This is a genomic window from Nitratireductor indicus C115 (assembly GCF_000300515.1).
GTDB classification, from domain to species: Bacteria; Pseudomonadota; Alphaproteobacteria; order Rhizobiales; family Rhizobiaceae; genus Nitratireductor; species Nitratireductor indicus.
On the sequence record NZ_AMSI01000004.1, the window covers coordinates 1 to 21,627 of the forward strand.

General features: G+C 60.8%; 21 protein-coding genes. 15 read left to right on the plus strand and 6 right to left on the minus strand.

Annotated features, from left to right (window positions below):
* Positions 1–20: 20 nt before the first annotated feature.
* A complete protein-coding gene (locus NA8A_RS06555; protein ID WP_009449865.1) occupies positions 21–695 on the minus strand; it encodes a GntR family transcriptional regulator in 675 nt (224 codons plus the stop codon).
* 229 nt (positions 696–924) lie between these two features.
* Here NA8A_RS06555 and NA8A_RS06560 point away from each other — a divergent pair, with 229 nt between their 5' ends.
* The 9 genes from NA8A_RS06560 (at position 925) to NA8A_RS06600 (ending at position 10,527) form a co-directional block, all read left to right on the plus strand.
* Entirely contained in the window at positions 925–1,704 is a 780-nt protein-coding gene (locus tag NA8A_RS06560) for a class II aldolase/adducin family protein (RefSeq protein WP_009449866.1), read from the plus strand.
* 80 nt (positions 1,705–1,784) lie between these two features.
* A complete protein-coding gene (locus tag NA8A_RS06565; RefSeq protein WP_009449867.1) occupies positions 1,785–3,332 on the plus strand; it encodes an ABC transporter substrate-binding protein in 1,548 nt (515 codons plus the stop codon).
* Positions 3,333–3,508: 176 nt separating this feature from the next.
* Positions 3,509–4,477 (plus strand): ABC transporter permease, encoded by a 969-nt coding sequence (locus NA8A_RS06570; protein WP_009449868.1) that lies wholly within the window; start codon positions 3,509–3,511, stop codon positions 4,475–4,477.
* Positions 4,477–5,316 carry an ABC transporter permease gene (locus NA8A_RS06575; protein ID WP_009449869.1) on the plus strand — a complete coding sequence of 280 codons (840 nt, stop codon included), beginning with the start codon at positions 4,477–4,479 and terminating at the stop codon, positions 5,314–5,316. The genes NA8A_RS06570 and NA8A_RS06575 overlap by 1 nt, the downstream gene beginning before the upstream one ends.
* Before the next feature lie 9 nt (positions 5,317–5,325).
* Positions 5,326–6,960 (plus strand): ABC transporter ATP-binding protein, encoded by a 1,635-nt coding sequence (locus NA8A_RS06580; RefSeq protein ID WP_009449870.1) that lies wholly within the window; start codon positions 5,326–5,328, stop codon positions 6,958–6,960.
* Between the two features lie 84 nt (positions 6,961–7,044).
* Entirely contained in the window at positions 7,045–7,236 is a 192-nt protein-coding gene (locus tag NA8A_RS06585) for a hypothetical protein (protein WP_009449871.1), read from the plus strand.
* The gene (locus NA8A_RS06590; protein ID WP_009449872.1) at positions 7,218–8,519 is read left to right on the plus strand and encodes an ArgE/DapE family deacylase; all 1,302 of its coding nucleotides are present in this window, start codon (positions 7,218–7,220) and stop codon (positions 8,517–8,519) included. Before NA8A_RS06585 ends, NA8A_RS06590 begins: the two co-directional genes overlap by 19 nt.
* On the plus strand, positions 8,512–9,480 hold the full coding sequence (locus NA8A_RS06595; RefSeq protein WP_009449873.1) for an NAD(P)-dependent oxidoreductase: 969 nt from the start codon (positions 8,512–8,514) through the stop codon (positions 9,478–9,480). Before NA8A_RS06590 ends, NA8A_RS06595 begins: the two co-directional genes overlap by 8 nt.
* A 3-nt stretch (positions 9,481–9,483) precedes the next feature.
* The gene (locus NA8A_RS06600) at positions 9,484–10,527 is read left to right on the plus strand and encodes a histone deacetylase family protein (protein WP_009449874.1); all 1,044 of its coding nucleotides are present in this window, start codon (positions 9,484–9,486) and stop codon (positions 10,525–10,527) included.
* A 123-nt stretch (positions 10,528–10,650) separates the two neighbouring features.
* Here the strand turns inward: NA8A_RS06600 and NA8A_RS06605 are convergent, their stop codons facing one another.
* The 4 genes from NA8A_RS06605 to NA8A_RS06620 are packed head-to-tail and all read right to left on the minus strand — an operon-like array spanning position 10,651 to position 13,302.
* Entirely contained in the window at positions 10,651–11,289 is a 639-nt protein-coding gene (locus NA8A_RS06605; protein WP_009449875.1) for a CDP-alcohol phosphatidyltransferase family protein, read from the minus strand.
* Entirely contained in the window at positions 11,286–11,672 is a 387-nt protein-coding gene (locus NA8A_RS06610; RefSeq protein WP_009449876.1) for a hypothetical protein, read from the minus strand. Before NA8A_RS06610 ends, NA8A_RS06605 begins: the two co-directional genes overlap by 4 nt.
* Positions 11,669–12,619: a phosphatidate cytidylyltransferase gene (locus tag NA8A_RS06615; protein WP_009449877.1), complete on the minus strand. Its 951-nt coding sequence runs from the start codon at positions 12,617–12,619 to the stop codon at positions 11,669–11,671. The genes NA8A_RS06610 and NA8A_RS06615 overlap by 4 nt, the downstream gene beginning before the upstream one ends.
* Positions 12,616–13,302 carry a lysophospholipid acyltransferase family protein gene (locus NA8A_RS06620; RefSeq protein ID WP_009449878.1) on the minus strand — a complete coding sequence of 229 codons (687 nt, stop codon included), beginning with the start codon at positions 13,300–13,302 and terminating at the stop codon, positions 12,616–12,618. Before NA8A_RS06620 ends, NA8A_RS06615 begins: the two co-directional genes overlap by 4 nt.
* 197 nt (positions 13,303–13,499) lie before the next feature.
* On the opposite strand from NA8A_RS06620, the gene ugpB reads away from it, so the two are divergent.
* From ugpB to NA8A_RS06640, 4 genes are all read left to right on the plus strand, one after another.
* Positions 13,500–14,810 carry a sn-glycerol-3-phosphate ABC transporter substrate-binding protein UgpB gene (gene ugpB, locus NA8A_RS06625; RefSeq protein ID WP_009449879.1) on the plus strand — a complete coding sequence of 437 codons (1,311 nt, stop codon included), beginning with the start codon at positions 13,500–13,502 and terminating at the stop codon, positions 14,808–14,810.
* A gap of 108 nt (positions 14,811–14,918) precedes the next feature.
* The gene (gene ugpA / locus NA8A_RS06630) at positions 14,919–15,800 is read left to right on the plus strand and encodes a sn-glycerol-3-phosphate ABC transporter permease UgpA (RefSeq protein ID WP_009449880.1); all 882 of its coding nucleotides are present in this window, start codon (positions 14,919–14,921) and stop codon (positions 15,798–15,800) included.
* A 9-nt stretch (positions 15,801–15,809) separates the two neighbouring features.
* The gene (gene ugpE, locus NA8A_RS06635; protein WP_009449881.1) at positions 15,810–16,646 is read left to right on the plus strand and encodes a sn-glycerol-3-phosphate ABC transporter permease UgpE; all 837 of its coding nucleotides are present in this window, start codon (positions 15,810–15,812) and stop codon (positions 16,644–16,646) included.
* A gap of 16 nt (positions 16,647–16,662) precedes the next feature.
* Positions 16,663–17,739: a sn-glycerol-3-phosphate import ATP-binding protein UgpC gene (locus tag NA8A_RS06640; RefSeq protein WP_009449882.1), complete on the plus strand. Its 1,077-nt coding sequence runs from the start codon at positions 16,663–16,665 to the stop codon at positions 17,737–17,739.
* Positions 17,740–17,810: 71 nt separating this feature from the next.
* Here the strand turns inward: NA8A_RS06640 and NA8A_RS06645 are convergent, their stop codons facing one another.
* Entirely contained in the window at positions 17,811–19,799 is a 1,989-nt protein-coding gene (locus tag NA8A_RS06645) for a PhoX family protein (RefSeq protein ID WP_040672057.1), read from the minus strand.
* 354 nt (positions 19,800–20,153) lie between these two features.
* Between NA8A_RS06645 and NA8A_RS06650 the strand changes: the two genes are divergently transcribed.
* Positions 20,154–20,546, plus strand: a complete 393-nt coding sequence (locus NA8A_RS06650) for a VOC family protein (RefSeq protein ID WP_009449884.1) — start codon at positions 20,154–20,156, stop codon at positions 20,544–20,546.
* A 220-nt stretch (positions 20,547–20,766) separates the two neighbouring features.
* Entirely contained in the window at positions 20,767–21,624 is an 858-nt protein-coding gene (locus NA8A_RS06655) for a GNAT family N-acetyltransferase (RefSeq protein ID WP_009449885.1), read from the plus strand.
* Positions 21,625–21,627: the final 3 nt, after the last annotated feature.

Below are 21,627 nucleotides of genomic sequence, written 5' to 3' on the forward strand. Positions count from 1 at the left end.
AGTTTGATTGGGTTTCGACCCTAGATAACGCCCCCTGTTTCCTCGAAAAGGGCCACAACGGCGTCGCGTGCAACGGCAATGTGATACCGCAAAGCCTCGCGCAACCGCTCGCCATCACGGTCTCGCAAGGCAGACATGATGGGTTCGTGGGTTTCGGCCATACGGTGCGGATCGTCGTACAGCTTGCCGATCAGGGTGATTCCCGCCCGCATTTCCATGGCAATCTCGTCATAGACGCGAATCAACCGCGCATTGCCGCTAGCCATGCAAAGCATGCGATGGAAGGCGAAATCCTCGAATATCTGGGCCTCGATGGAGTCAGCATCGGCCATGTCGTAAAGCCGGCGCATCTGCCTTTCGAGCAGTTCGATATCCTTGTCGGTCGCCCGCTCGACGGCAAGGCTGGCAGCGTGCAGCTCCAGTCCGATACGCAGTTCGTAGATGTCCCGAAGGTCGCTGGCTTCCAGTGTCCTGACGAAAAAACCCCTTCTGGGACTGAAGGTTACAAGACCCTGGCTTTCCAGAAGGCGGGCCGCCTCGCGCACCGGCGCACGGCTTGTTCCAAACTCTCGCGACAACTGCAATTCGGTCAACCGTTCACCGGGTTTCAAACGCCCCGCAACAATCGCCTCGGTGATCTGCCGAGCGATCTGCGTGACCAGATCGTTTGATGAAACTTCCGAGAAAACACTCACCGCAACAGCCCCTGAGAATCCGAGCTCCCTCTTGCTCCCTTGCCACAAACACGCAGCCTGCGCCATCGGGAGTATGACAGCCATAATGTCGATTGTCGACAATTGACACTTGGCCGTCGGTATGCTTGCCTGTGACAAAATTGCACGGCTCTGAGGGGAGCCGGCGAAGCGTCAACAAGCGGGCCGGGGGAGGGGCTTCTCCAGGCATCGCGCAAGCAGGAGGACCCCAATGAACGTCCAGTCTTCGCTGGCAACCAGCAGTGACGACAGCCAGCCGCGCGAGCGCGTCGAGCTCGCAGCCGCCTATCGGCTGATTGCCCACTACAATCTCGACGACAGCATCTTCACTCACATCTCGGCGCGTGCGCCGGAAGCAGAAGGCGAGCATGCCTTCCTGATCAATCCGTTCGGCCTGCGCTTTGACGAGGTGACGGCATCCAGCCTGGTCACCGTAGATATCAACGGCGACATTTTGCGCGACAACCACGGTGCAGGCATCAACAAGGCGGGTTTCACGATCCACAGCGCGGTGCATGCGGCCCGGCCGGATGTCCACTGCGTGCTTCACACCCACACTGTGGCCGGCGTCGCCATCTCTTCCATGGAAGAGGGCATTCTGCCTCTTAATCAGTGGTCGCTGCAGTTTCACAACCGCATCGCCTTCCACGACTATGAGGGCATCGCCCTTGACCTCGCAGAACGCGAGCGTCTCGTCGCCGATCTTGGCGAGCGCAATGTGATGGTGCTGCGCAATCATGGTCTTCTGACCTGCGGCCGCACGGTGGGCGAGGCTTTCGCGCTGATGTTCAACATGGAGCGCACCTGTCGCGCGCAGCTGGCGATCATGTCGTCAGGCGGTACGCCGCACAAGATCAGCACCGAACTCGCCGAGAAGACGGCCCGTCAATATGAGAGCTGGGATACGCATCACACCGGAAACAAGCCGGATCCTCAATGGGACGCCTTCCAGCGTCTTGCCATCAAGCACTATCCCGATCTCGTAACGTGAACGGAGATAGAGCAAAGCCAACGTCCTGCGGGTTCAAGGAGAACGGCCCGCGAGCATCAGCAAACAGGGGAACGAAAGCCATGCTGACAAGACTGACGACCTTAGCCGCGGCCCTTCTGGTTTCCACGGCCCTAAACGCCGAACCGGTAACCGGCGGGCGGGCCAATGTGGTGATCCAGCCGGAACCGCCGAGCCTGATGATGGGCCTGGTGCAGAACGGTCCGACCCAGATGGTGGCCGGCCAGATCTATGAAGGCCTGCTGCGTTACGATCAGAAGCTGCAGCCCATGCCGCAGCTTGCCAAGTCGTGGGACGTTTCCGAAGACGGCCTGACTTACACATTCCACCTGCATGACAATGTGAAGTGGCACGATGGCAAACCCTTCACCTCGGCCGACGTGGTTTTCTCCGCGGATGTCTTCCTGCGCGAAACCCATGCGCGCCTGCGCACCTCGCTCGAACATGTGGAATCCATCACCGCACCGGACGACACCACCGTCATCTTCAAACTGAAGGAGCCTTTCGGGCCTTTCCTCGGTATTTTCGAGGCCGGCACGATGCCGATGGTTCCGAAGCACATCTATGAAGGCACGGAATACAAGAGCAATCCGGCCAACAACACGCCCATTGGTACCGGGCCTTTCAAGTTCAAGGAATGGGTCAAGGGTTCCCACATTCTCCTGACCAAGAACGAGGACTATTACGAGGAAGGCAAGCCCTATCTCGACGAAATCTACTGGCACATCATTCCCGATGCCGCATCGCGCGCCGTGGCTTATGAGACCGGCGTCGTCGACATCCTGCCGGGCGGTTCCATCGAGAATTTCGACGTGCAACGCGTCTCGGAGATGGAAAACACCTGCATCACCGACAAGGGCTGGGAATATTTCGGCCCACTTTCCTGGATGTGGCTGAACAATCGCGAAGGTCCAACCGCCGACAAGCGTTTCCGCCAGGCTGTGATGTATGCGATGGACCGCAATTTCGCGCGGGATGCGCTGTGGAACGGTCTCGGCAAGGTGGCCAAGGGTCCCGTGTCCTCCTCGACCCGCTTCTTCTCCGATGAGGTGACGAATTACGACTACGATCCGGAGAAGGCAAAGGCACTTCTGGCCGAGATGGGCTACAAGGGCGAGACCGTGCGGCTTCTGCCCCTGCCTTACGGCGAAACCTGGCAGCGCTGGGCCGAGGCCGTGAAGCAGAACCTCGACGAAGTCGGCATCAATGTCGAACTGGTTTCCACCGATGTCGCGGGCTGGAACCAGAAACTCGCCGAGTGGGACTACGACATCGCCTTCACCTATCTTTACCAGTATGGCGATCCCGCGCTTGGCGTGGCCCGCACCTACCTCTCCACGAACATTGCCAAGGGTTCGCAGTGGAACAATGTGGAAGGCTACGACAACAAGGAAGTCGATGCCCTCTTCGACAAGGCTGCGGTCGCGGTGACAGCGGAAGAGCGGCAGAAGCTCTACACCGAAGTCCAGCAGAAGCTGGTGGATGACGTGCCGGTTGCCTGGCTCCTCGAACTTGGCTTCCCAACCATCTATCGCTGCAATGTGAAGGACCTCGTCACGACCGCCATCGGCGTGAATGACGGCTTCAAGAACGCCTATATCGAAAAGTGAGCCAACGGGCGTCCTCCACGGTCAGGCCGTGGAGGACGCCTTTCGATTCTTGCTCTCTCCACCGGCTGGAGGGAAAAGAGATAGACGTTACGGCCATCCTCCTTCTTTCCTCGCGGAAAGAGGGGCCCATCGGGGGATGGAGGCCGAACCAACCATGAGGTCAGAGCAGGGGCCCAATGCTACGCTTCATTCTCATGCGCCTGGGCAAGGCGGCGATCATCCTGATCGCGATCATGACGCTCAATTTCTTCCTGATTCACGCTGCTCCCGGCGATCCCGCAGCGGTGATGGCGGGGGAGGCAGGGGCTGCCGACGCCAAGTTCATCGCGCAGCTGCGCGAGCAATTCGGCCTCGACAAACCTCTTCTCGTCCAGCTCGGCATCTATCTGAAGGGCGTGCTGCAATTCGACCTGGGATTCTCCTATCGCCAGCAGATGCCGGTCTCCCAACTCATTCTGGACCGGCTGCCCGCCACGCTACTGCTTACGATGACGGCCTTCGTGATATCGCTTCTTCTGGGAACGATGGCGGGCGTCCTCGCCTCGGCGCGGGTCGGCAAGTGGTCGGACACGGCGATCTCCTCGCTGGCGCTCCTCTTCTACGCCACGCCCCTTTACTGGGCAGCGCTGATGGCGGTGCTCCTGTTCTCCGTCTATTTCAACTGGCTGCCCGGTTTCGGCTATGAGACGGTCGGCGCCAATTATACGGGGCTGGCGCGCGCGCTCGATATCGGACGCCACCTGATCCTTCCGGCAACGACGCTGGGGCTCTTCTTCATGGCGGTCTATATGCGCATGACGCGCGCCTCCATGCTGGAAGTCAGCCAGCTCGATTTCGTGAAGACGGCGCGTGCGAAGGGGCTGAAATCCTCCATCATTCAGCGCCGGCATATCTTCCGCAACGCCATGCTGCCTGTGGTCACGCTGGCCGGTTTGCAGGCAGGGCAGCTCGTCGGCGGCGCGGTGCTCACCGAGACGGTGTTCGCCTGGCCCGGCATCGGGCGCCTGATGTTCGAGGCGCTGGCTCAGCGGGACTACAATCTCTTGCTCGGCGTGTTCTTCGTCTCGGCGGCCATGGTGCTGCTCTTCAATCTCATCACCGACATTCTCTACCGATTTGTCGATCCCAGGATACGGGTGGCGTGATGGCTGACTTCTGGAAACGCTTCTCCCGCAATCGCGGCGCCGTCATCGGCATCATCATTCTTGCAATCGTCGTTCTCGTGGCGGTTCTGGCTCCCTTGCTCTTTCCGCAATCGCCCTGGCGTATGGTGCAGCGACCGTTCCTGCCGCCCCTCGCCATGGAGCAATACCCGCTCGGCACCGATGCACTCGGGCGCAATGTCATCTCAGGCCTTGCCTATGGCGCCCAGGTTTCGCTGCTCGTCGGCCTCGTTTCGACGGTCGCGGCCCTTCTCATCGGCATTCCCATCGGAGCGCTCGCCGGTTATTTCGGCGGCTGGGTGGACGATGCGCTGATGCGTTTCACCGAGTTCTTCCAGACCGTGCCCAGCTTCGCGCTCGCCATCGTTCTGGTGGCGATCTTCGAACCGTCCATCCAGTCGATCATCGCCGCCATCGCCATCGTGAGCTGGCCGCCGGTGGCCCGCCTGGTGCGCGGCGAGGTGATGTCGCTGCGCTCGCGCGAATATGTGGAGGCGGCGATCCTCTCAGGCCAGACCAACCTGACAATCATTCTGCGCCAGGTCCTGCCCAACACGCTGTCGCCGATCATCGTTCTGGCCTCCCTCATGGTGGCGACCGCCATCCTTCTGGAATCCTCGCTTTCCTTCCTCGGGCTCGGCGATCCCAACATGATGTCCTGGGGCTATATGATCGGCGCGGCCCGCACCGTGATCCGGCAGGCGTGGTGGCTGTCCTTCTTCCCCGGCGTCGCGATCCTCTTGACCGTTCTGGCGCTCAACCTGATCGGCGAAGGGCTGAACGATGCACTCAATCCGCGCCTTGCGCGCCGCGGCAAATAGGAGGGCGCCATGATGGATTCTGTGACGGAACCGGTTCTGCAAATCCGCGACCTGAAAATCGCCTTGCCGGAAGGTGCTGACCGCGACTTCGCCGTCGACGGCGTCAGCTACGATCTCAACGCAGGTGAAATCCTCTGTATCGTGGGGGAGAGCGGGTCGGGAAAATCCATGTCGGCCAACGCCACGATGGGGCTCCTGCCCGAGCTCGTGCGGCCGGTGGGCGGCGAGATCGTCTTCGAAGGCAAGGATGTCCTGAAGCTTTCCGACAGCGAGATGATCGATCTGCGCGGGCGCAAGATCGCGATGATCTTCCAGGAGCCCATGTCGGCTCTCAACCCGTTGATGCGGGTGGAGGACCAGATTGCCGAGGTCTTCGAGGCCCACAATCTGCTTACCCCGCGCGAGCGCAAGCGGCGCGCTGTCGAGCTTTTGACGGAGGTGGGTATTCCCGATCCATCGAAGGCGGCGCGGGCCTATCCCTTCCAGCTCTCGGGCGGTCAGCGCCAACGCGTCATGATCGCCATGGCGCTCGCGCTGGAGCCGAAAATCCTGATCGCCGACGAACCCACCACAGCGCTCGACGTGACGACGCAGGCACAGATCCTCGAACTCATCCGCAACCTGCAAGAAACGCACGGCATGGCGGTGATGTTCATCACCCATGATTTCGGCGTGGTGGCGGAGATCGCCGACCGGGTCGCGGTGATGCAATATGGCAAGATCGTCGAAAGCGGCACGGCCGACGAGGTGCTCGACAACCCACAGCATCCCTATACGCAGAAGCTCATCGCGGCGATCCCCAAGCTCGCCGCAGAGCCGAGCGAAGTGCCCGCCGACAAGGCGCCCATTCTCGAAGTGGAGGGGTTGAACAAGACCTATGTCACGGGCGGCGGGATGTTCTTTTCCAACGCCCGGGTGGTGCATGCGGTCAATGAGGTCAACCTGACGCTGCGCGAGGGCGAAACGCTGGGCATCGTGGGGGAAAGCGGTTCGGGCAAGTCTAGCGTCGGGCGCTGCCTGGTGCGGCTGATGGACCCCGATTCCGGTACGGTGAAACTCGCCGGGCAGGATATGGCGACCTTGACCGGCAGCGCGCTGCGCGAGGCGCGCAAATCGATCCAGATGATCTTCCAAGACCCCTATGCCTCGCTCAACCCGCGCAGCAAGGTCGGACAGATCATCGCCGAAGGCCCGATGGCGCACGGCGTGTCGAAGACGGAAGCCTATTCGCGCGCCGTGAAGCTTCTGGAACTGGTCGATCTCGATGCCCTTGCCATCGAGCGCTATCCGCACGAGTTTTCCGGTGGCCAGCGGCAACGCATCGGCATCGCGCGTGCTCTTGCGCTTGAGCCGCGCGTCATCATCGCAGACGAGGCTGTTTCGGCGCTCGACGTGTCGATCCAGGCGCAGGTTCTCGATCTTCTTGCCGATCTCAAGGAGCGGCTGAACCTGGCGCTTATCTTCATCACCCATGATCTTCGCGTCGCCGCGCAGATATGCGACCGCATTGCGGTCATGCAGAAAGGCAAGATCGTGGAGATGGGGCCGGCGCATGCGATCTTCGACAATCCGCAGAACGCCTATACCCGTACGCTGATCGAGGCCATTCCCGGCCGCGAGAAGGAGCTGGCTGCGGCCGGATGACCGATGAGCGCAGCGTTTCGTTCCGGCAATGCCGTGTGTGCCTTTTCCCGCGCCCTTCGACAAACTCGGGATGAGGGAAAAGGCATGGAGACGCCCGTCGTGGCGGCACCGATGGTTGAAAGCGCACCAGCAGCACCGGCTCTCATCCTGAACCCGTCGCCAGCCCTTATCCTGAGCTTGTCGAAGGACGAGGACGGGATGATGCGCGACGACGCCCGGAAATCCCTTCACCCCACCAGCCCGCAGGAACGACAGACGTGGACGAACAACTCATAGAGAAAATACTCGCCGCCGTCGAGGACGGTTTCGAAGAACAGATCGTCTTCACCGAAGACCTGATCCGCTTTCCTTCCCTGCGCGGCAAGGAAAAGCCTGCGCAGGAATTCGTGCACAAGGCGCTGGAACAGCGCGGCTATGCCGTGGAAACCTTCCACATCGATGAGGACAAGATCAAGGATCACCTCGGTTTCTCGCCGGTCGCGGTGGATTACTCCGATGCGGTCAACGTTATAGCCACCCATGAGCCACGAAAGGCAACCGGCCGTTCGCTGATTCTTAACGGCCATATGGACGTGGTGCCGGAGGGGCCGCACGACATGTGGGAGGTGTCGCCACCCTATGAACCCAGGCGTGTCGGCGACTGGCTTTATGGTCGCGGCGGCGGCGACATGAAGGCGGGCATCGCGGCCAATATCTTCGCGCTCGATGCTTTGCGCCGCATCGGCCTGCAACCGGCGGCAAGGGTGCATGTCCAAAGCGTGGTGGAAGAAGAGTGCACCGGCAATGGCGCGCTTGCCTGCCTCGTGGAGGGCTACACGGCGGATGCCGCTATCATTCCCGAACCTGAGGACGAAAAGCTGGTGCGCGCCAATTGCGGCGTCCTGTGGTTTGAGGTGACGGTCTCCGGCCATCCGGTCCATGTGCGCGAGGCCGGTACAGGCGCCAACGCCATCGAGGCGAGTTTCCGCGTCATCGAAAGCCTGAAGCGCATGACGGAGAACTGGAACGCCGAGAAGGCGAACTACCCCTATTTCGAGGACCTCGATCATCCGATCAACTTCAATGTCGGCAAGATCGAAGGCGGGGACTGGGCATCCAGCGTGCCGGCCTGGTGCAAGCTTTCCTGTCGCATAGCGATTTATCCCGGCGATGACCCGAAGGATCGGGCCGCACAGATCGAGGCGCATCTGGCGCGCGAGCTCGCGGACGATGCATTTCTCGGCAATCGCCTGCCGGAGATTATCTGGAACGGCTTCTTCGCGCGCGGCTATGTGCTTGAGGAGGGGAGCGATGCGGAAAAGGCGCTTGCCGAAGCCCACCGCAAGGCGACATCAAGCGAACTGGAAGCCTTCGTCACGCCCGGCTATCTCGATGCGCGCGTCTTCGTCATCTATGCAGGCATGCCCTGCCTGGTCTATGGCCCCATCACCGAGAACATCCACGGCTTCGATGAGCGCGTGAGCCTGTCCTCGCTCAAGCGGGTGACAGGCGCGATCGCGCTCTTCATCGCGCAATGGTGCGGTGTGGAGGCAATAGAGCCGGAGAACGCAGATGACTGAACAGGCGCGGATCGAGGGTGTCTATCTGAGCACCACGCTTGACCTCGAAAAGCTATTCTCGCCAGCTTTTTCCGCCCACGCGCAAACGATACGCCTGCGCCGGCCCGAGGAGATCGAGGATCCTTCCGCCATAAGCTTCGCGCTGTGCTGGAACCCGGCGCCGCAGGCCTTCGCGCCTTATCCCAATCTCAAGCTGGCAAGCTCCATCGCTGCCGGCGTCGACAGCATCATCAATTGCCCGAGCCTCCCACCGGAGGCCTATGTCACCCGCGTGCGCGATGAAAGCCAGGGCGATCTGATGGCAGGCTTTGCCGCATGGCACGTGATCTGGCATCACCGCAACATGCGGCACCACATCGTGCACGAGGCAAAACACGAATGGTCGCGCCAGTGGACCCGCGCCTTCCTGCCGCCTGGCCGCTGCACCGTGGGTGTTCTGGGATATGGCATCATGGGCCGGGCCATCGCCCGCGCCGTCACCGCAATGGGCTTTCCCGTGGTGGCGGCCGTGCGCAACGAGCCCGACACGCCACCACCGCCAGGCGTGCGTTTCGAAGCGGGCGAGGGCGCCATCGAACGCGTTGCCGCGGCAGCGCGCATTCTCATCAACGTGCTTCCGCTGACGCCCGCCACGCGCGGCATCCTCAACGCGGAGTTCTTTCAGAAGATGCCGCATGGGGCCTCGCTCATCCAGCTTGGCCGCGGCGAACACATGATCGAGGCAGATTTCGCAGCCGCCCTCGACAGCGGGCGGATCGCCAGCGCGTCTCTCGACGTGTTCGCGGTCGAGCCGCTCCCCCCCGAACATCCATTCTGGGCAGACGAACGCATCTTCATCACCCCCCATCAGGCGAGCGACAGCTCCAGCGAACTGATGGCGGAGCAGGTTATGCGCGCGGCCTCAGCCATTGCCGCCGGCAAGGCGCCCGAGACCGCCGTGGACAAGGCCAAAGGATATTGACGCATGAGCATCAAAGCGATTTTCGATGAACGCCAGCTTCTGCACGCCCCGGAACATTATTTCCGGCGCGGCGTGAACATCCCCCATCCAGAACAGGCAGAACGCGCGATCCTCATCCGCGACATGCTGGTGCGCAATGCCTTTCCGGTCGAAAAACCCCGCGATTTCGGCGATGCGCCGATCAAGGCCGTGCACGATCCCGATTATGTTGATTTCTGGAAGGACGCCTATGAGCGCTGGCAGAAGGAAGCGCCGGGCCAGGCAATGGTGCCCAATTGCCATCCCGGTCCGCGACGTGGGCGCCCATCCTCCACCATCTTCGGCCAGCTTGGCTGGTGGACGACCGACACGTCCTTTCCGATAACCGAGGGAACCTGGCAGGCGATCTACTGGTCGGCCCAGACCGCACTTGAAACCGCCGAGCGGGTGAAGGCCGGCAGCCGCATGGTCTATGGCTTGTGCCGGCCGCCCGGCCATCATGCCCTGTCCAATGCCTCGAACGGCTTCTGCGCCTTCAACAACGCCGCAATCGCCGCCCAGAGCCTGCGCGGGCGTTTCGGCAAGGTCGCCGTACTCGACATCGATACCCATACGGGCAACGGCACGCTCGATATCTTCTATGAGCGCAGCGACGTTTTCGTGTGCTCGCTGCATACCGACCCGGACCTCTATCCGACCTACTATCTCGGCTATCCCGACGAGCGCGGTGAAGGCGAGGGGGAAGGGGCGACCCTGAATCTGTGCCTGAAACCGGGTTCGGACACCGAGACGATCCTTGGCCGCTTCCAGGAGGGCCTTGCGGCGATCCGCGCGTTTGGCGCCGAGGCCATCGTGATATCGCTCGGGTTCGACATGGCTGCCGACGACCCCTTGTCGGAAGTGAAACTGACTGGCGACGGCTTTGCCGCCATGGCGCGCGGGATCGTGGGGCTGGGGCTGCCCACCGCGTTGATCCAGGAGGGCGGCTATCTCGGCCCTTCACTTGCCAACAATGCCGAAATCTTCCTCACAGCCTGCCGCGAAGCGCTGGCCAAGGAAGCTGCCTAGAGCGGTTCATCGTTTCATGGAAACCCTGAACCGCTCTATCTCGTTGTTTTTCCGCATTTATGTTGTTTTTCCGCATTTATGCAGAAGGTGATTCCACCTGACTGCAAAATGCTCTAAAGGGGTCTATCCCCGCAACCGCGCCACCAAGCGCCACGAGCGCCTGAGCGCGGTGACGGCCGCGCCGATGGCGATGACCCACAAGGCCGCCGTCAGCACTTCATTGTGGCCATTCCACAATCGCTCGAACAGGGTGAGGGCGGCGGCAATCGTGACCGCCGCCATGCGATGGGGCTTTGCCATGGGACCTGAAAAATCGGCGGGCTGACCGCAAGCCCGGCCAAGCTCGCGCACATAGGCCGTCAGAACGGCAAAACCCGCTGCGGCCCAGCCCAGCGCCGGCTCCACGACGCCATATCCCAGGCCGACGAGAATCAGCATATCGGCGACGCGGTCGGGAAATTCGTTCCAGAAGGCTCCATCGGGCTCCTTCTTGCCGGCTTCGATCGCGACCATGCCGTCGAAGAGGTTGCACAGGAGCCGCGCCTGCGTGCAAAGGCCCCCTGCAAGAAGGGCCGCGATCCGCCCGCCGCCTTCAGCACTCCCGGCAAGGAAGAAGGAAGCTCCGGCGAGTGCGGCGAACACCATGCTGAACATGGAAATCTGGTTCGGCGTGACGGATGTCTTCGCGATCCGCCGGGCAACTCCCTGTGCCCAGCCGGTATCCCGGCTGGCAAGCGGGCGGCGGTTTTCAGCGTCGCTCATGGGCGGGCTCTCCAAAGCGTGTAGGTGTAGATTGCGGCATAAGAGGTCGCAACCGTCAGCGGCACGACGATTGTGGCGAGTATCTCGGGCGTGCCGGCAAGCCGGTGGATCGTGGAAAGCAGGACGACCGACACGAGAAACGCAATTGCCGGCGGCAGGAACAGTCCCGCAAGGCCCGGAAGCCGCAGCGACAGCCATTCAAGCACGCGCTTCAGGAAAAGCGTGATGCATGCGGAAAGCAGCCCTTGCACCACCCCCGCCAGAAGCGGGCGAGGCATGGGGTGGCCGCGATTGGCGAAAAAGGCCCAGCCTCCCATGGCCAGAAATGCGACGCCCATGTGGACAGCGCTGCTGCGGGCAATCCGCGAGAAAGCGACGCTCATGTGAGCGACCACCAGTAGCGCACGAGATGAAAGAAGATCGGCGCGGAAAAGATGACCGAATCGAGCCGGTCGATGAAGCCGCCATGCCCCGCGATCAGATGCCCCCAGTCCTTCACGCCGCGGTCGCGCTTGATGGCCGACATGACGAGGCCGCCGAAGAACCCCATGAGCACGATCACAAAGGAAAGCGCACCTGCCTGCCAGGGCGTGAACGGCGTCATCCAGAACAGGCCGGCACCCACCAGCGTTGCGCTGAGCGCTCCACCGGCAAACCCCTCGACCGTCTTGGAAGGCGAAAGGCGCGGAGCGATCTTGGTGCGGCCGGCAAGCTTGCCCCAGACATATTGCAGGACGTCGCTCGACTGCACGACCACGACAAGAAAGGCGATGAGAAGCAGGTTGCGGCCCTCATAACCGGGAATCTGCAAGGTCAGCAGGGCCGGCACATGCGACACGCAGAACACGCAGATCATCAGCGCCCATTGCACCTCCGCGACCCGAACCAGAAAACGATCCGTATCGCCCCGCAGCGCGGCAACGATGGGCAGAAGCAGGAACGCATAGACCGGAATGAAGATCGAATAGAGCCCGTACCAGTCGATGAAGACCAGATAATATTGCAGCGGCAGAATGAGGAAAAAGCTCGCCGCCAGCGCCCAATGGTCGCCGCGGCGCGTGTCGGTGAGCGTCACGAATTCGCGCAGAGCCGCGAAGGAGGCGAAGCCGAACAACAGGATGATGCCTGTTCGACCGAAGAGAAGCGCGCCTCCCATGAAAATGATCATCACCCACCAGGCGTTGACCCGCGCATTGAGGTTTTCGATCACCGCATTGGAGCCGTCCGGCGAGTAACGCCGGGCCAAAAAATGACCGGCAAGCGAGGCGATCAGCAAGACGGCGGCCAGTCCGGCAAACAGTTTCAACAGGTCGGCATGCGGGGCCATCATGTGCGCTGTTCCTGGTTTTCAGCCCGGCTCTCCGCCAGGCTTTCAGCGTTGTCTTCTTCGTCATTCGACAGTGCACGCAAGGCCTGCTCGGCACGGGCGAGAAAATCCGTTTTTTCTTCGCCATCGCTCACATGCATCGGCGCACCGAAGGCAACCGTGCAGATAAGGGGGATCGGCACGAACTCGCCCTTGGGCATGACACGGTTCAGATTGTCGATCCAGACCGGAACAAGGTCGATTTCCGGTCGTGCTCGCGCCAGATGATAAATCCCGCTCTTGAAAGGAAGAAGCGGAGCATCGGTCTCATTGCGCGTGCCCTCAGGAAACACGATGAGCGAGGCGCCTCCATCCAGTGCCTCGACCATTTGGGCCACGGGATCGTCTTTGCGGCTGGCGCGGTCGCGGTCGATCAGCACGGCATTGAAGACGTCGCGGCCGATGAAACGGCGAAGCGGAGATTTCAGCCAGTAGTCGGCACCCGCAACAGGCCGCGTCTGGCGGCGCAAATTGGGCGGCAGCACGCTCCATAATAAAATGAAATCGCCATGGCTGACATGGTTCGCAAAATAGATTCGCTGGCGGGGCACGGGTTCCACACCGCGCCAGTCCGCGCGGACCGCAGTGATGAATCGCGCAAAAAGTGTAATCGCGGCAGCTGCAGCACGCGCTGGAAGTTCCATCATCGCTTGGTCACACAACTATAACTGTCATGCGACAAATCTATATTCCGAGCCTGCTTGTCAGGCCAAGCGCATATATAGAAACCCGCTCGGAAAAGGGTGGACAATATATTCCCTAGATGGTGTCATCCGCTCGTTACATTGCGTGACCAATAGAGATCGGTCTCAACCCGGCGACACGCTATTCAGGGAGAACGGCTATGTACTTTCGCGCACTGATTTCCGCAGCCACGGCGCTGACGGCAATGGTCGGCGCCGCACAGGCGCAGACGGAGATTCAATTCTGGCATGCCATGACCGGCAGGCTGGGTGAGCTGGTCGACAAGCAGATCAGCGATTTCAACGCCAGCCAGAGCGACTACACGGTCATCGGCAACTACAAAGGCAATTATTCCGAGGCCCTGAATGCAGGCATCGCTGCCTTCCGCGCCGGCGAGCAACCCCACATCCTCCAGGTCTTCGAAGTGGGCACCGCGACGATGATGGCCGCCAAGGGCGCCATCAAGCCGGTCTACGAAGTGATGGAAGAATCGAAGGAGCCCTTCGATCCCAGCGCCTATCTGGCGCCGGTGGCCGGTTACTACACCACGGCTGAAGGCCAGATGCTTTCGCTGCCCTACAATTCCTCGACGCCTGTTCTCTATATCAACAAGGATGCTCTGAAAGCAGCCGGCATTGATCCGGAAACCAAGCCGGCCACCTGGCCCGAGGTTGAGGAAATCCTCGTCAAGCTGAAGGAATCGGGCAATGCCTGCCCGCTCACGACCGCCTGGCAGTCGTGGATCCACCTGGAAAATCTCAGCGCCTATCACAACAAGCCGTTCGCCACGAAATCGAACGGCTTCGAAGGCATCGATACGGAACTCGTCTTCAACGGCGACCTGCAGGTCAAGCACATTTCCAAGCTTGCCGAATGGGTCAAGGACGGCCTGTTCAGCTATTCCGGTCGCCGCAACGAGGGCGGCGCGCGCTTCCGTTCGGGCGAATGCGCGATGTTCACCGAATCCTCCGCCGGCTATGCGGGCGTGAAGGCTGAAGCCCAGTTCGACTTCGCCGTCACCAACCTGCCTTACTGGCCGGACCAGGAAGACGCGCCGTTCAACACGATCATCGGCGGCGCTTCGCTGTGGGTGATGTCGGGCCATGATGCTCCCGAATATGCCGGTGTCGCCAAGTTCCTGACCTATCTCTCGAGCGCCGAGGTTCAGGCCCAGTGGCACCAGGACACGGGCTACCTGCCGATCACGCTGTCTGCCTACGATCTGACCAAACAGCAGGGCTTCTATGACAAGAACCCCGGCACGGACGTGGCCATCCTGCAGATGACCGGCAAGGCCCCCACGGCCAACTCGAAGGGTATCCGGCTCGGCAATTTCGACCAAATCCGCACTGTGATCGATGAGGAACTGGAAGCCGTCTGGCAGGGCCAGAAGGACGCCAAGACCGCGCTCGACGAAGCGGTATCGCGTGGCAACGATCTTCTGCGCCGTTTCGAACAGTCTGCCCGATAGATAGAACGCTGTGCATCCTTCCGGGTGCACAGTTCATCTGATTGCAAAATGCTCCAGTGAAAGAAGGAATGCGGCGGCCCGGCCGCCGCATTCCCTCCAGAGAACGCCATGGAAAAACGCGTAACCTTCGACAACCGGCTGCTGCCCTACCTGCTTCTGGCGCCTCAGCTGCTGGTAACGATCGTCTTCTTTTTCTGGCCGGCGGGGCAGGCACTCTACCAGTCGCTGCTCCTGCCCGACCCGTTCGGGCTCGGCGCGCGTTTCGTCTGGTTCTCCAATTTCGAATATCTGTTCAACGACCGCTATTATCTGCAGGCTTTCGTGACAACGGCGGTTTTCACCTTCTTCGTGACCCTGGTGTCGATGACGGTAGCGCTCTTCTTTGCCGTCCTGGCCGATCAGGTCATCAAGGGGGCGGGGGTCTACAAAACCTTGTTGATCTGGCCCTACGCAGTGGCTCCGGCCGTTGCGGGCGTGATGTGGCTCTTCATGTTCCAGCCTTCCATCGGCGTGCTCGCCTTCTACATGAAGGCGCTGGGGGTGAACTGGAACCCGGTTCTGGACAGCACGCAGGCGATGACGCTGGTGATCGCGGCGGCGGCCTGGAAGCAGATCAGCTACAATTTCCTGTTCTTTCTCGCCGGTCTTCAGGCGATCCCCAAAAGCCTGATCGAGGCAGCTGCCATCGACGGAGCAGGCCGCTGGCATCGTTTCCGCACCATCATCTTTCCGCTGCTTTCGCCCACCACCTTCTTCCTGCTGGTGGTGAACATCGTGTACGCCTTCTTCGAGACCTTCGGCGTCATTCACACAATGACCGCCGGCGGGCCCGGCCGCTCAACCACCATCCTCGTCTACAAGGTCTTCTCCGACGGTTTCGTGGGCCAGGACCTTGGTTCATCCGCCGCCCAGTCGGTCATTCTGATGGTCGTGGTCGGCCTTCTGACCATCATCCAGTTCCGCTTCATCGAGCGGCGTGTGCATTACTAGGAGCGGGCGATGGTCGAAAAACGCGGTTTCGGAACGATATTCATGCATGCCGTGCTGATCCTCGGCATCGCCATCGTCTGCTTTCCGATCTATCTCACCTTCGTCGGTTCGACGGTTACGCACTACGACATCGTCCGCGTGCCGATGCCGCTGGTGCCGGGTCCCCATTTCATCGAGAACTACACCAATGCACTGACCGCCGGCATCAACGTGCCGGTCGGGCGCATGCTCTTCAATTCGCTGGTGATGGCGGCCGGGATCGCCGTCGGCAAGATCGCGATTTCCATCCTGTCGGCCTATGCCATCGTCTATTTCCGCTTTCCCTTCCGCATGCTCGGCTTCTGGGCGATCTTCATGACGCTGATGCTTCCCGTGGAAGTGCGCATCGTGCCGACATACGAGGTCGCCGCCTCGCTTGGGCTCCTCAATTCCTATACCGGGCTTGTTCTGCCGCTCATCGCCTCGGCAACCGCTACGTTCCTGTTCCGACAGTTCTTCCTGACGGTGCCCGACGAACTGGTGGAGGCCGCGCGCGTGGATGGCGCGGGGCCTTTGCGCTTTTTCAAGGATATTCTCCTGCCTCTGTCGACGACCAACATCGCCGCGCTTTTCGTGATCCTCTTCATCTATGGCTGGAACCAGTTTCTCTGGCCGCTTCTCATCACGACCAAGCCGGAGATGAACACCATCGTCATGGGGCTGAAACAGATGATGCCCTCGGCCGATGACTACGGCAACTGGCCCGTGACCATGGCAACCGCGATCCTGGCCATTCTGCCGCCCGTCGCGGTGGTGGTGTTCATGCAGCGCCTGTTCGTCAAGGGTCTCGTTGAGACGGAAAAATAGAAGGACCGCAGCCGGCATGGCGACGATTTCCATCAAGAACATCACCAAATCCTACGGCAAGACCGAAGTCATCCACGGTGTGAGCCTCGATGTGGCCGATGGCGAATTCATTGTCATCGTTGGACCGTCGGGCTGCGGGAAATCCACATTGCTGCGCATGGTCGCAGGGCTGGAGCGCATAACCGGCGGCACCATCGAGATCGGGGGGCGGGTGGTCAACGATCTGGAGCCGCGCGAACGCGACATCGCCATGGTCTTCCAGAACTATGCGCTCTATCCGCATATGAGCGTGTTCGACAACATGGCCTACGGCCTGAAGATCGCCAACAAGTCGAAAGACGAGATTCGCGAGCGTGTCGGCAAGGCAGCCCGGATGCTGCAGCTCGAACCTTATCTCGAACGTAAGCCACGGGCACTTTCCGGTGGGCAGCGCCAGCGCGTGGCCATGGGCAGGGCACTTGTGCGCGATCCTGCCGTGTTTCTTTTCGATGAACCACTCTCCAACCTCGATGCCAAGTTGCGCGTGCAGATGCGGCTTGAAATCAAGGAAATGCAGCGCTCTGTGGAAACCACAGCGCTCTATGTCACCCATGACCAGGTGGAGGCCATGACGCTGGCTGACCGGCTGGTGGTGATGAATGGGGGCGTGGCCGAACAGATCGACACACCCATGGCCGTTTATGATCGGCCAGCCACCCGCTTTGTGGCGGGCTTCATAGGGTCGCCAGCAATGAACATCATGAAGGGAGCGGCTTCCGGCAGGGAATTCACGCTGGAGGGCGGGACGACACTGCCGCTCGGCGAAGCCGCCCTTTCAGGAGAAGGGCGGCCGGTTCTGTTCGGCGTCAGGCCCGAGCATCTCCGCCTCGTGCCGGATAGCGAGGCCTCAATCAGGCTCAAGGTGCGCGCCATCGAAACCCTCGGCGCGGACACGCTGGCGCACGGTCGGTTCGATGGTGCTGGCGCGGAAGGCGGCGAGTTCATCGCCCGCCTGCCCGGCAAGACGAAACTTGCCGAAGGCGATCTTCTTCCGCTTGCCATGGACCCCGGCAGCATCCATCTTTTCGACGCCGAGAGCGGCAAGCGCATCTGATCCCGTGTTCAGAACAATGGAAAGGGCGGCACAGCAGACTGTGCCGCCCTTCCTGTTTCGCGTGGGCGCGATCAGGCGATCTTGCCGCCACCCTTGCGGGTGATCGCGACGACCGCGGGACGCACCGGCATGTCGTCCCGGAAATCGGGCCAGCGGGTGGAGAGATCCTCGTAATAGGAGGGGCGGCCAAAGCCTTCCCAATCCTCGCCGCCATCGCCGGGATGCTGCACGGCGACGAAGAAGGTGGTCATGTCCGGCGAAGGGCAGGGGCCGCACATTTCAGCGCCCACCGGAACACGGTAGAAGAGCTTCGACGTGCCGCGCGCAGCACCCTCCGTGTCGACCGCCCAAAGACCGTCGGTGCGCCCCGTGTCAGAGGGGGAGTTGCCGTCGGTGGAAACCCAAAGGCGGCCATCGGCATCGACGGCGCAATTGTCCGGCATGCCGAACCAGCCATTGACGGAAGTCTCGGTGGAGAAGGTAGCGCCGACCTCGGCAACTGAGGGATCGCCGCATTTGAGCAGGATTTCCCACTTGCCCGCCTCTGCGGTGAAGTCACCGTCATTCTCGTGAATTTCCACGATATGACCGAAGGCATTGTCGACGCGCGGGTTTGCCGCGTTGGGTTCCTTGCGCTTCGTATTGTTGGTGAGCATCACATAGACGCGACCATTGGTTCCGTTCGGCTGGATGTCCTCCGGGCGATCCATCGGCGTGGCGCCGAGGAGGTCTGCCGCGCGACGGGTTTCGATCAGCACGTCGGCCTGGCCGGCAAAACCATTGTCGGTCGTGAGCGGCCCCTTACCATGCACAAGCGGGAGCCACTGCATGCTGCCGTCCTCATCGAACCGGGCGACGTAGAGCGTGCCTTCGTCGAGGAGATCCATATTGGCAGCGCGATCATCGGGGTTGTACTTACCCGCGGTCACGAACTTGTAGACATAGTCGAAGCGCTCGTCGTCACCGAGATAGAACACGACACGACCATCCGGCGCCACGATGCTCTCGGCGCCCTCATGCTTGAAACGACCAAGCGCGGTACGCTTCTTGGGCATCGCATTCGGGTCCATGACGTCGACCTCGACCACCCAGCCGAAGCGGTTCGGCTCGTTGGGCTCCTTGGCAAGGTCGAAACGGTCGTGGAAATCCGCCCAGTCATAGCTGCCGCCAGGAACGCCCATGCGTTTGTAATTGGCCGTTTCGGCATGTCCCTCGGGCAACGTGCCCTTGAAATAACCGTGGATGTTTTCCTCGGCCATGATGTAGGTGCCCCAGGGCGTGACACCGCCGGCGCAGTTGTTGACGGTGCCCAGCACCCTGGTGCCGGTGGCATCGGCGCCGGTCTTGAGGCGATCATGGCCGGCAGCCGGGCCGGAGAGCGTCATCTCCGTCTTGGACGTGATGCGGCGGTTGAGCCTGCCGTCGAGCACCGGCTGCCACTTGCCATCGACCTTGCGGATTTCAACGATCGTGCCGCCATGGGCTGCCATCTCGATGTTGACGCGGTCTTCCGTCGCGGGAGCGACCTCGACCTTGCCCTCCTTCACCGTGACGATGCCGGGGAACATCAAATGTTCGTTGGTATATTCATGGTTCACCACGAGCAGGCCGTGATCATCCGCCCCGTCGAGCGGAATGAAGCCGACGAAGTCATTATTGTAGCCGAACTGGCGCTGCTGGGCGGCTTCCGACTGTTTCAGCGGGTCGAATTCCGGCGCATCGGCAAAAAGCTTGTCGCCCCAGCGGAACAGCACGTCGGCATCATAGCCTTCGGCAACGTGATGGTCTGCATCGACACCTGCAGTCACCTCGGGGAAATCGAAGGCGGACTTGCCTTCGGAAGCGCGCGCCTCGTCGGCGGCCATCAGGGCCATGGGGCTGACCGTGGCAGTGATAGCCGCTGTCGCCATGGCACCGCGCAGGAAGCCGCGGCGCGAGAAACGGGCTGCGATGATCTCGCCCATGGTGCGGTTTTCGGTCGGGTTCGTGCCCGGTCCGTCGGCCTCTTCAAGGCGGGTGGTCCGGAAAATGCCGTTGCCGGCGGTGCTATCGTCGCTCATCTCGAAACCTGCGTGAACAAGGTTGTTGTTTGCGTGGGAGGTCTTGATCCACAAGGCGGAACGGATGGTCTTTAACGACGCCACATAACAAGCGGATGAAACGGGCAATGAAAAACGCATGGCAAAGCCATGCGTTAAGTTCCATAATTCATATTATGCAACTTTATGAGACCAAACCGTGCGCTCGACTTTGAAGTGCACCGACTCCCGGTTCGATCTGGAGAAACACAGCGGAATGCCTATCTGCGGTTTACTGACCGAAGCTCTGTCTCGTTGAACTCGGGGATTGAAAACCAAGGCTCGGCGTGTTGATGTTCCTGTTTTATTCTGTCGACAAGAAGGGAGACGCCCTGCATGTCTGTTATCAGCCATATCACGCTTGGCACAAACCATCCCGAACGCTCCGGTCGTTTCTATGATGAAGTTCTGGGTGTTTTAGGGTTTGAGCGCCTCCCCAAACCACCCGGAAAGCCGCCCGCTTATGAGAAAGGCGGAATGCCAACGATCTATCTTTACAGTCCAGAGGACGGTCGGCCTGCGACCTGGGGCAATGGAACACATATTGCGTTTATCGCGGAGTCGAGGGATGCGGTGCATCATTTTCACGATGCAGCGCTGCGGTTGGGAGGAACCTGCGAGGGTCCGCCAGGCACGCGCCCGCACTATGGAAAAAACTATTATGCGGCCTATGTTCGCGACCCAGATGGCAATAAGCTCCAAGCCGTTTGTTACAGTGCGGGTGACTAGCGCATTTTGCAGTCAGGTGGAATCACTTGACGTCTGTATAAATGCCTAAAAACAAGAAGATAGGGCGGGACAGCGTTTCTGCGAAACGATGAAGCACTCTAGGCCCGGAGCATATCGATCGACCTATGAGCAATTGGAAAGCCGAAAGTGCATCCGACCACCACTCTTACACAAGCTGTGACGGGAATTTGCCGGCAGATACAGAGACTTTGGGATTGCAATGAAAGGTCTTCGTTATCGATCCGACTATGCCCAGACGGATACAGGTTTTTCGGAACTGGGGCGGCTGATCAACGACACATTCGAGATCGATATCTCTCCCCTGAACCGGTTGGGACACGATCCATCCATCATTGCATTCGGATGGTGGCATGAGGAGCGTCTGGTCGCGAATGTCAGTCTGTATGAACGCCAGTTCTATCTGGATGGAAACCGTGTCTTTGCGTTTGGCGTGCAGTCGGTTGCAGTTCGACCCGATTGGCGTGGAAAGGGCCTGTTTCGCGATCTGATGCTGCGTGCGTTGCGCTATGCCGACACCCGCGCGGAGCTGGTGATCCTCGTCACCGGGACGCCTGAGCTTTATAAGCCTTTTGGATTCAGGCAGTTGCATGAGACGATCTTCAGCGCTGAACTGACATTGCAGAACTCCACCACCGAATATCGCGATTTGTCTCTGGATGCGGCCGAGGATGTCAGTTTGCTGCGCGATATCTTCTCACGCCGGGTCCCCACCTCCCTGCTTGCGGCAGCCTGCGATCATCCCTCATTGTTCTTTCTGAGAGCGGTGCTCACCCCCGATATCAGGCTCGTTTACCTTCCAGCTCTCGATGCCGTCGCGGCTCTTCGTACGACGCGGGAGGCCCTCGTTCTTATGGATGTGGTCGCAGCGAAAATTCCGACCCTCGAGGACATTCTGGCCAATATCGGCTTCGGGCGCGGCCGCGTGGACGTGCATTTCACGCCCGACCGGTTGGGCTGGAAGCCGCAGCGGCAGCATCGCGTCGACAATGGATACATGGTTCGCGGTGCTTTTGCGCCGGAAGGACAAGCCTTCATGCTGTCCGATATGCGCGTTTGAACG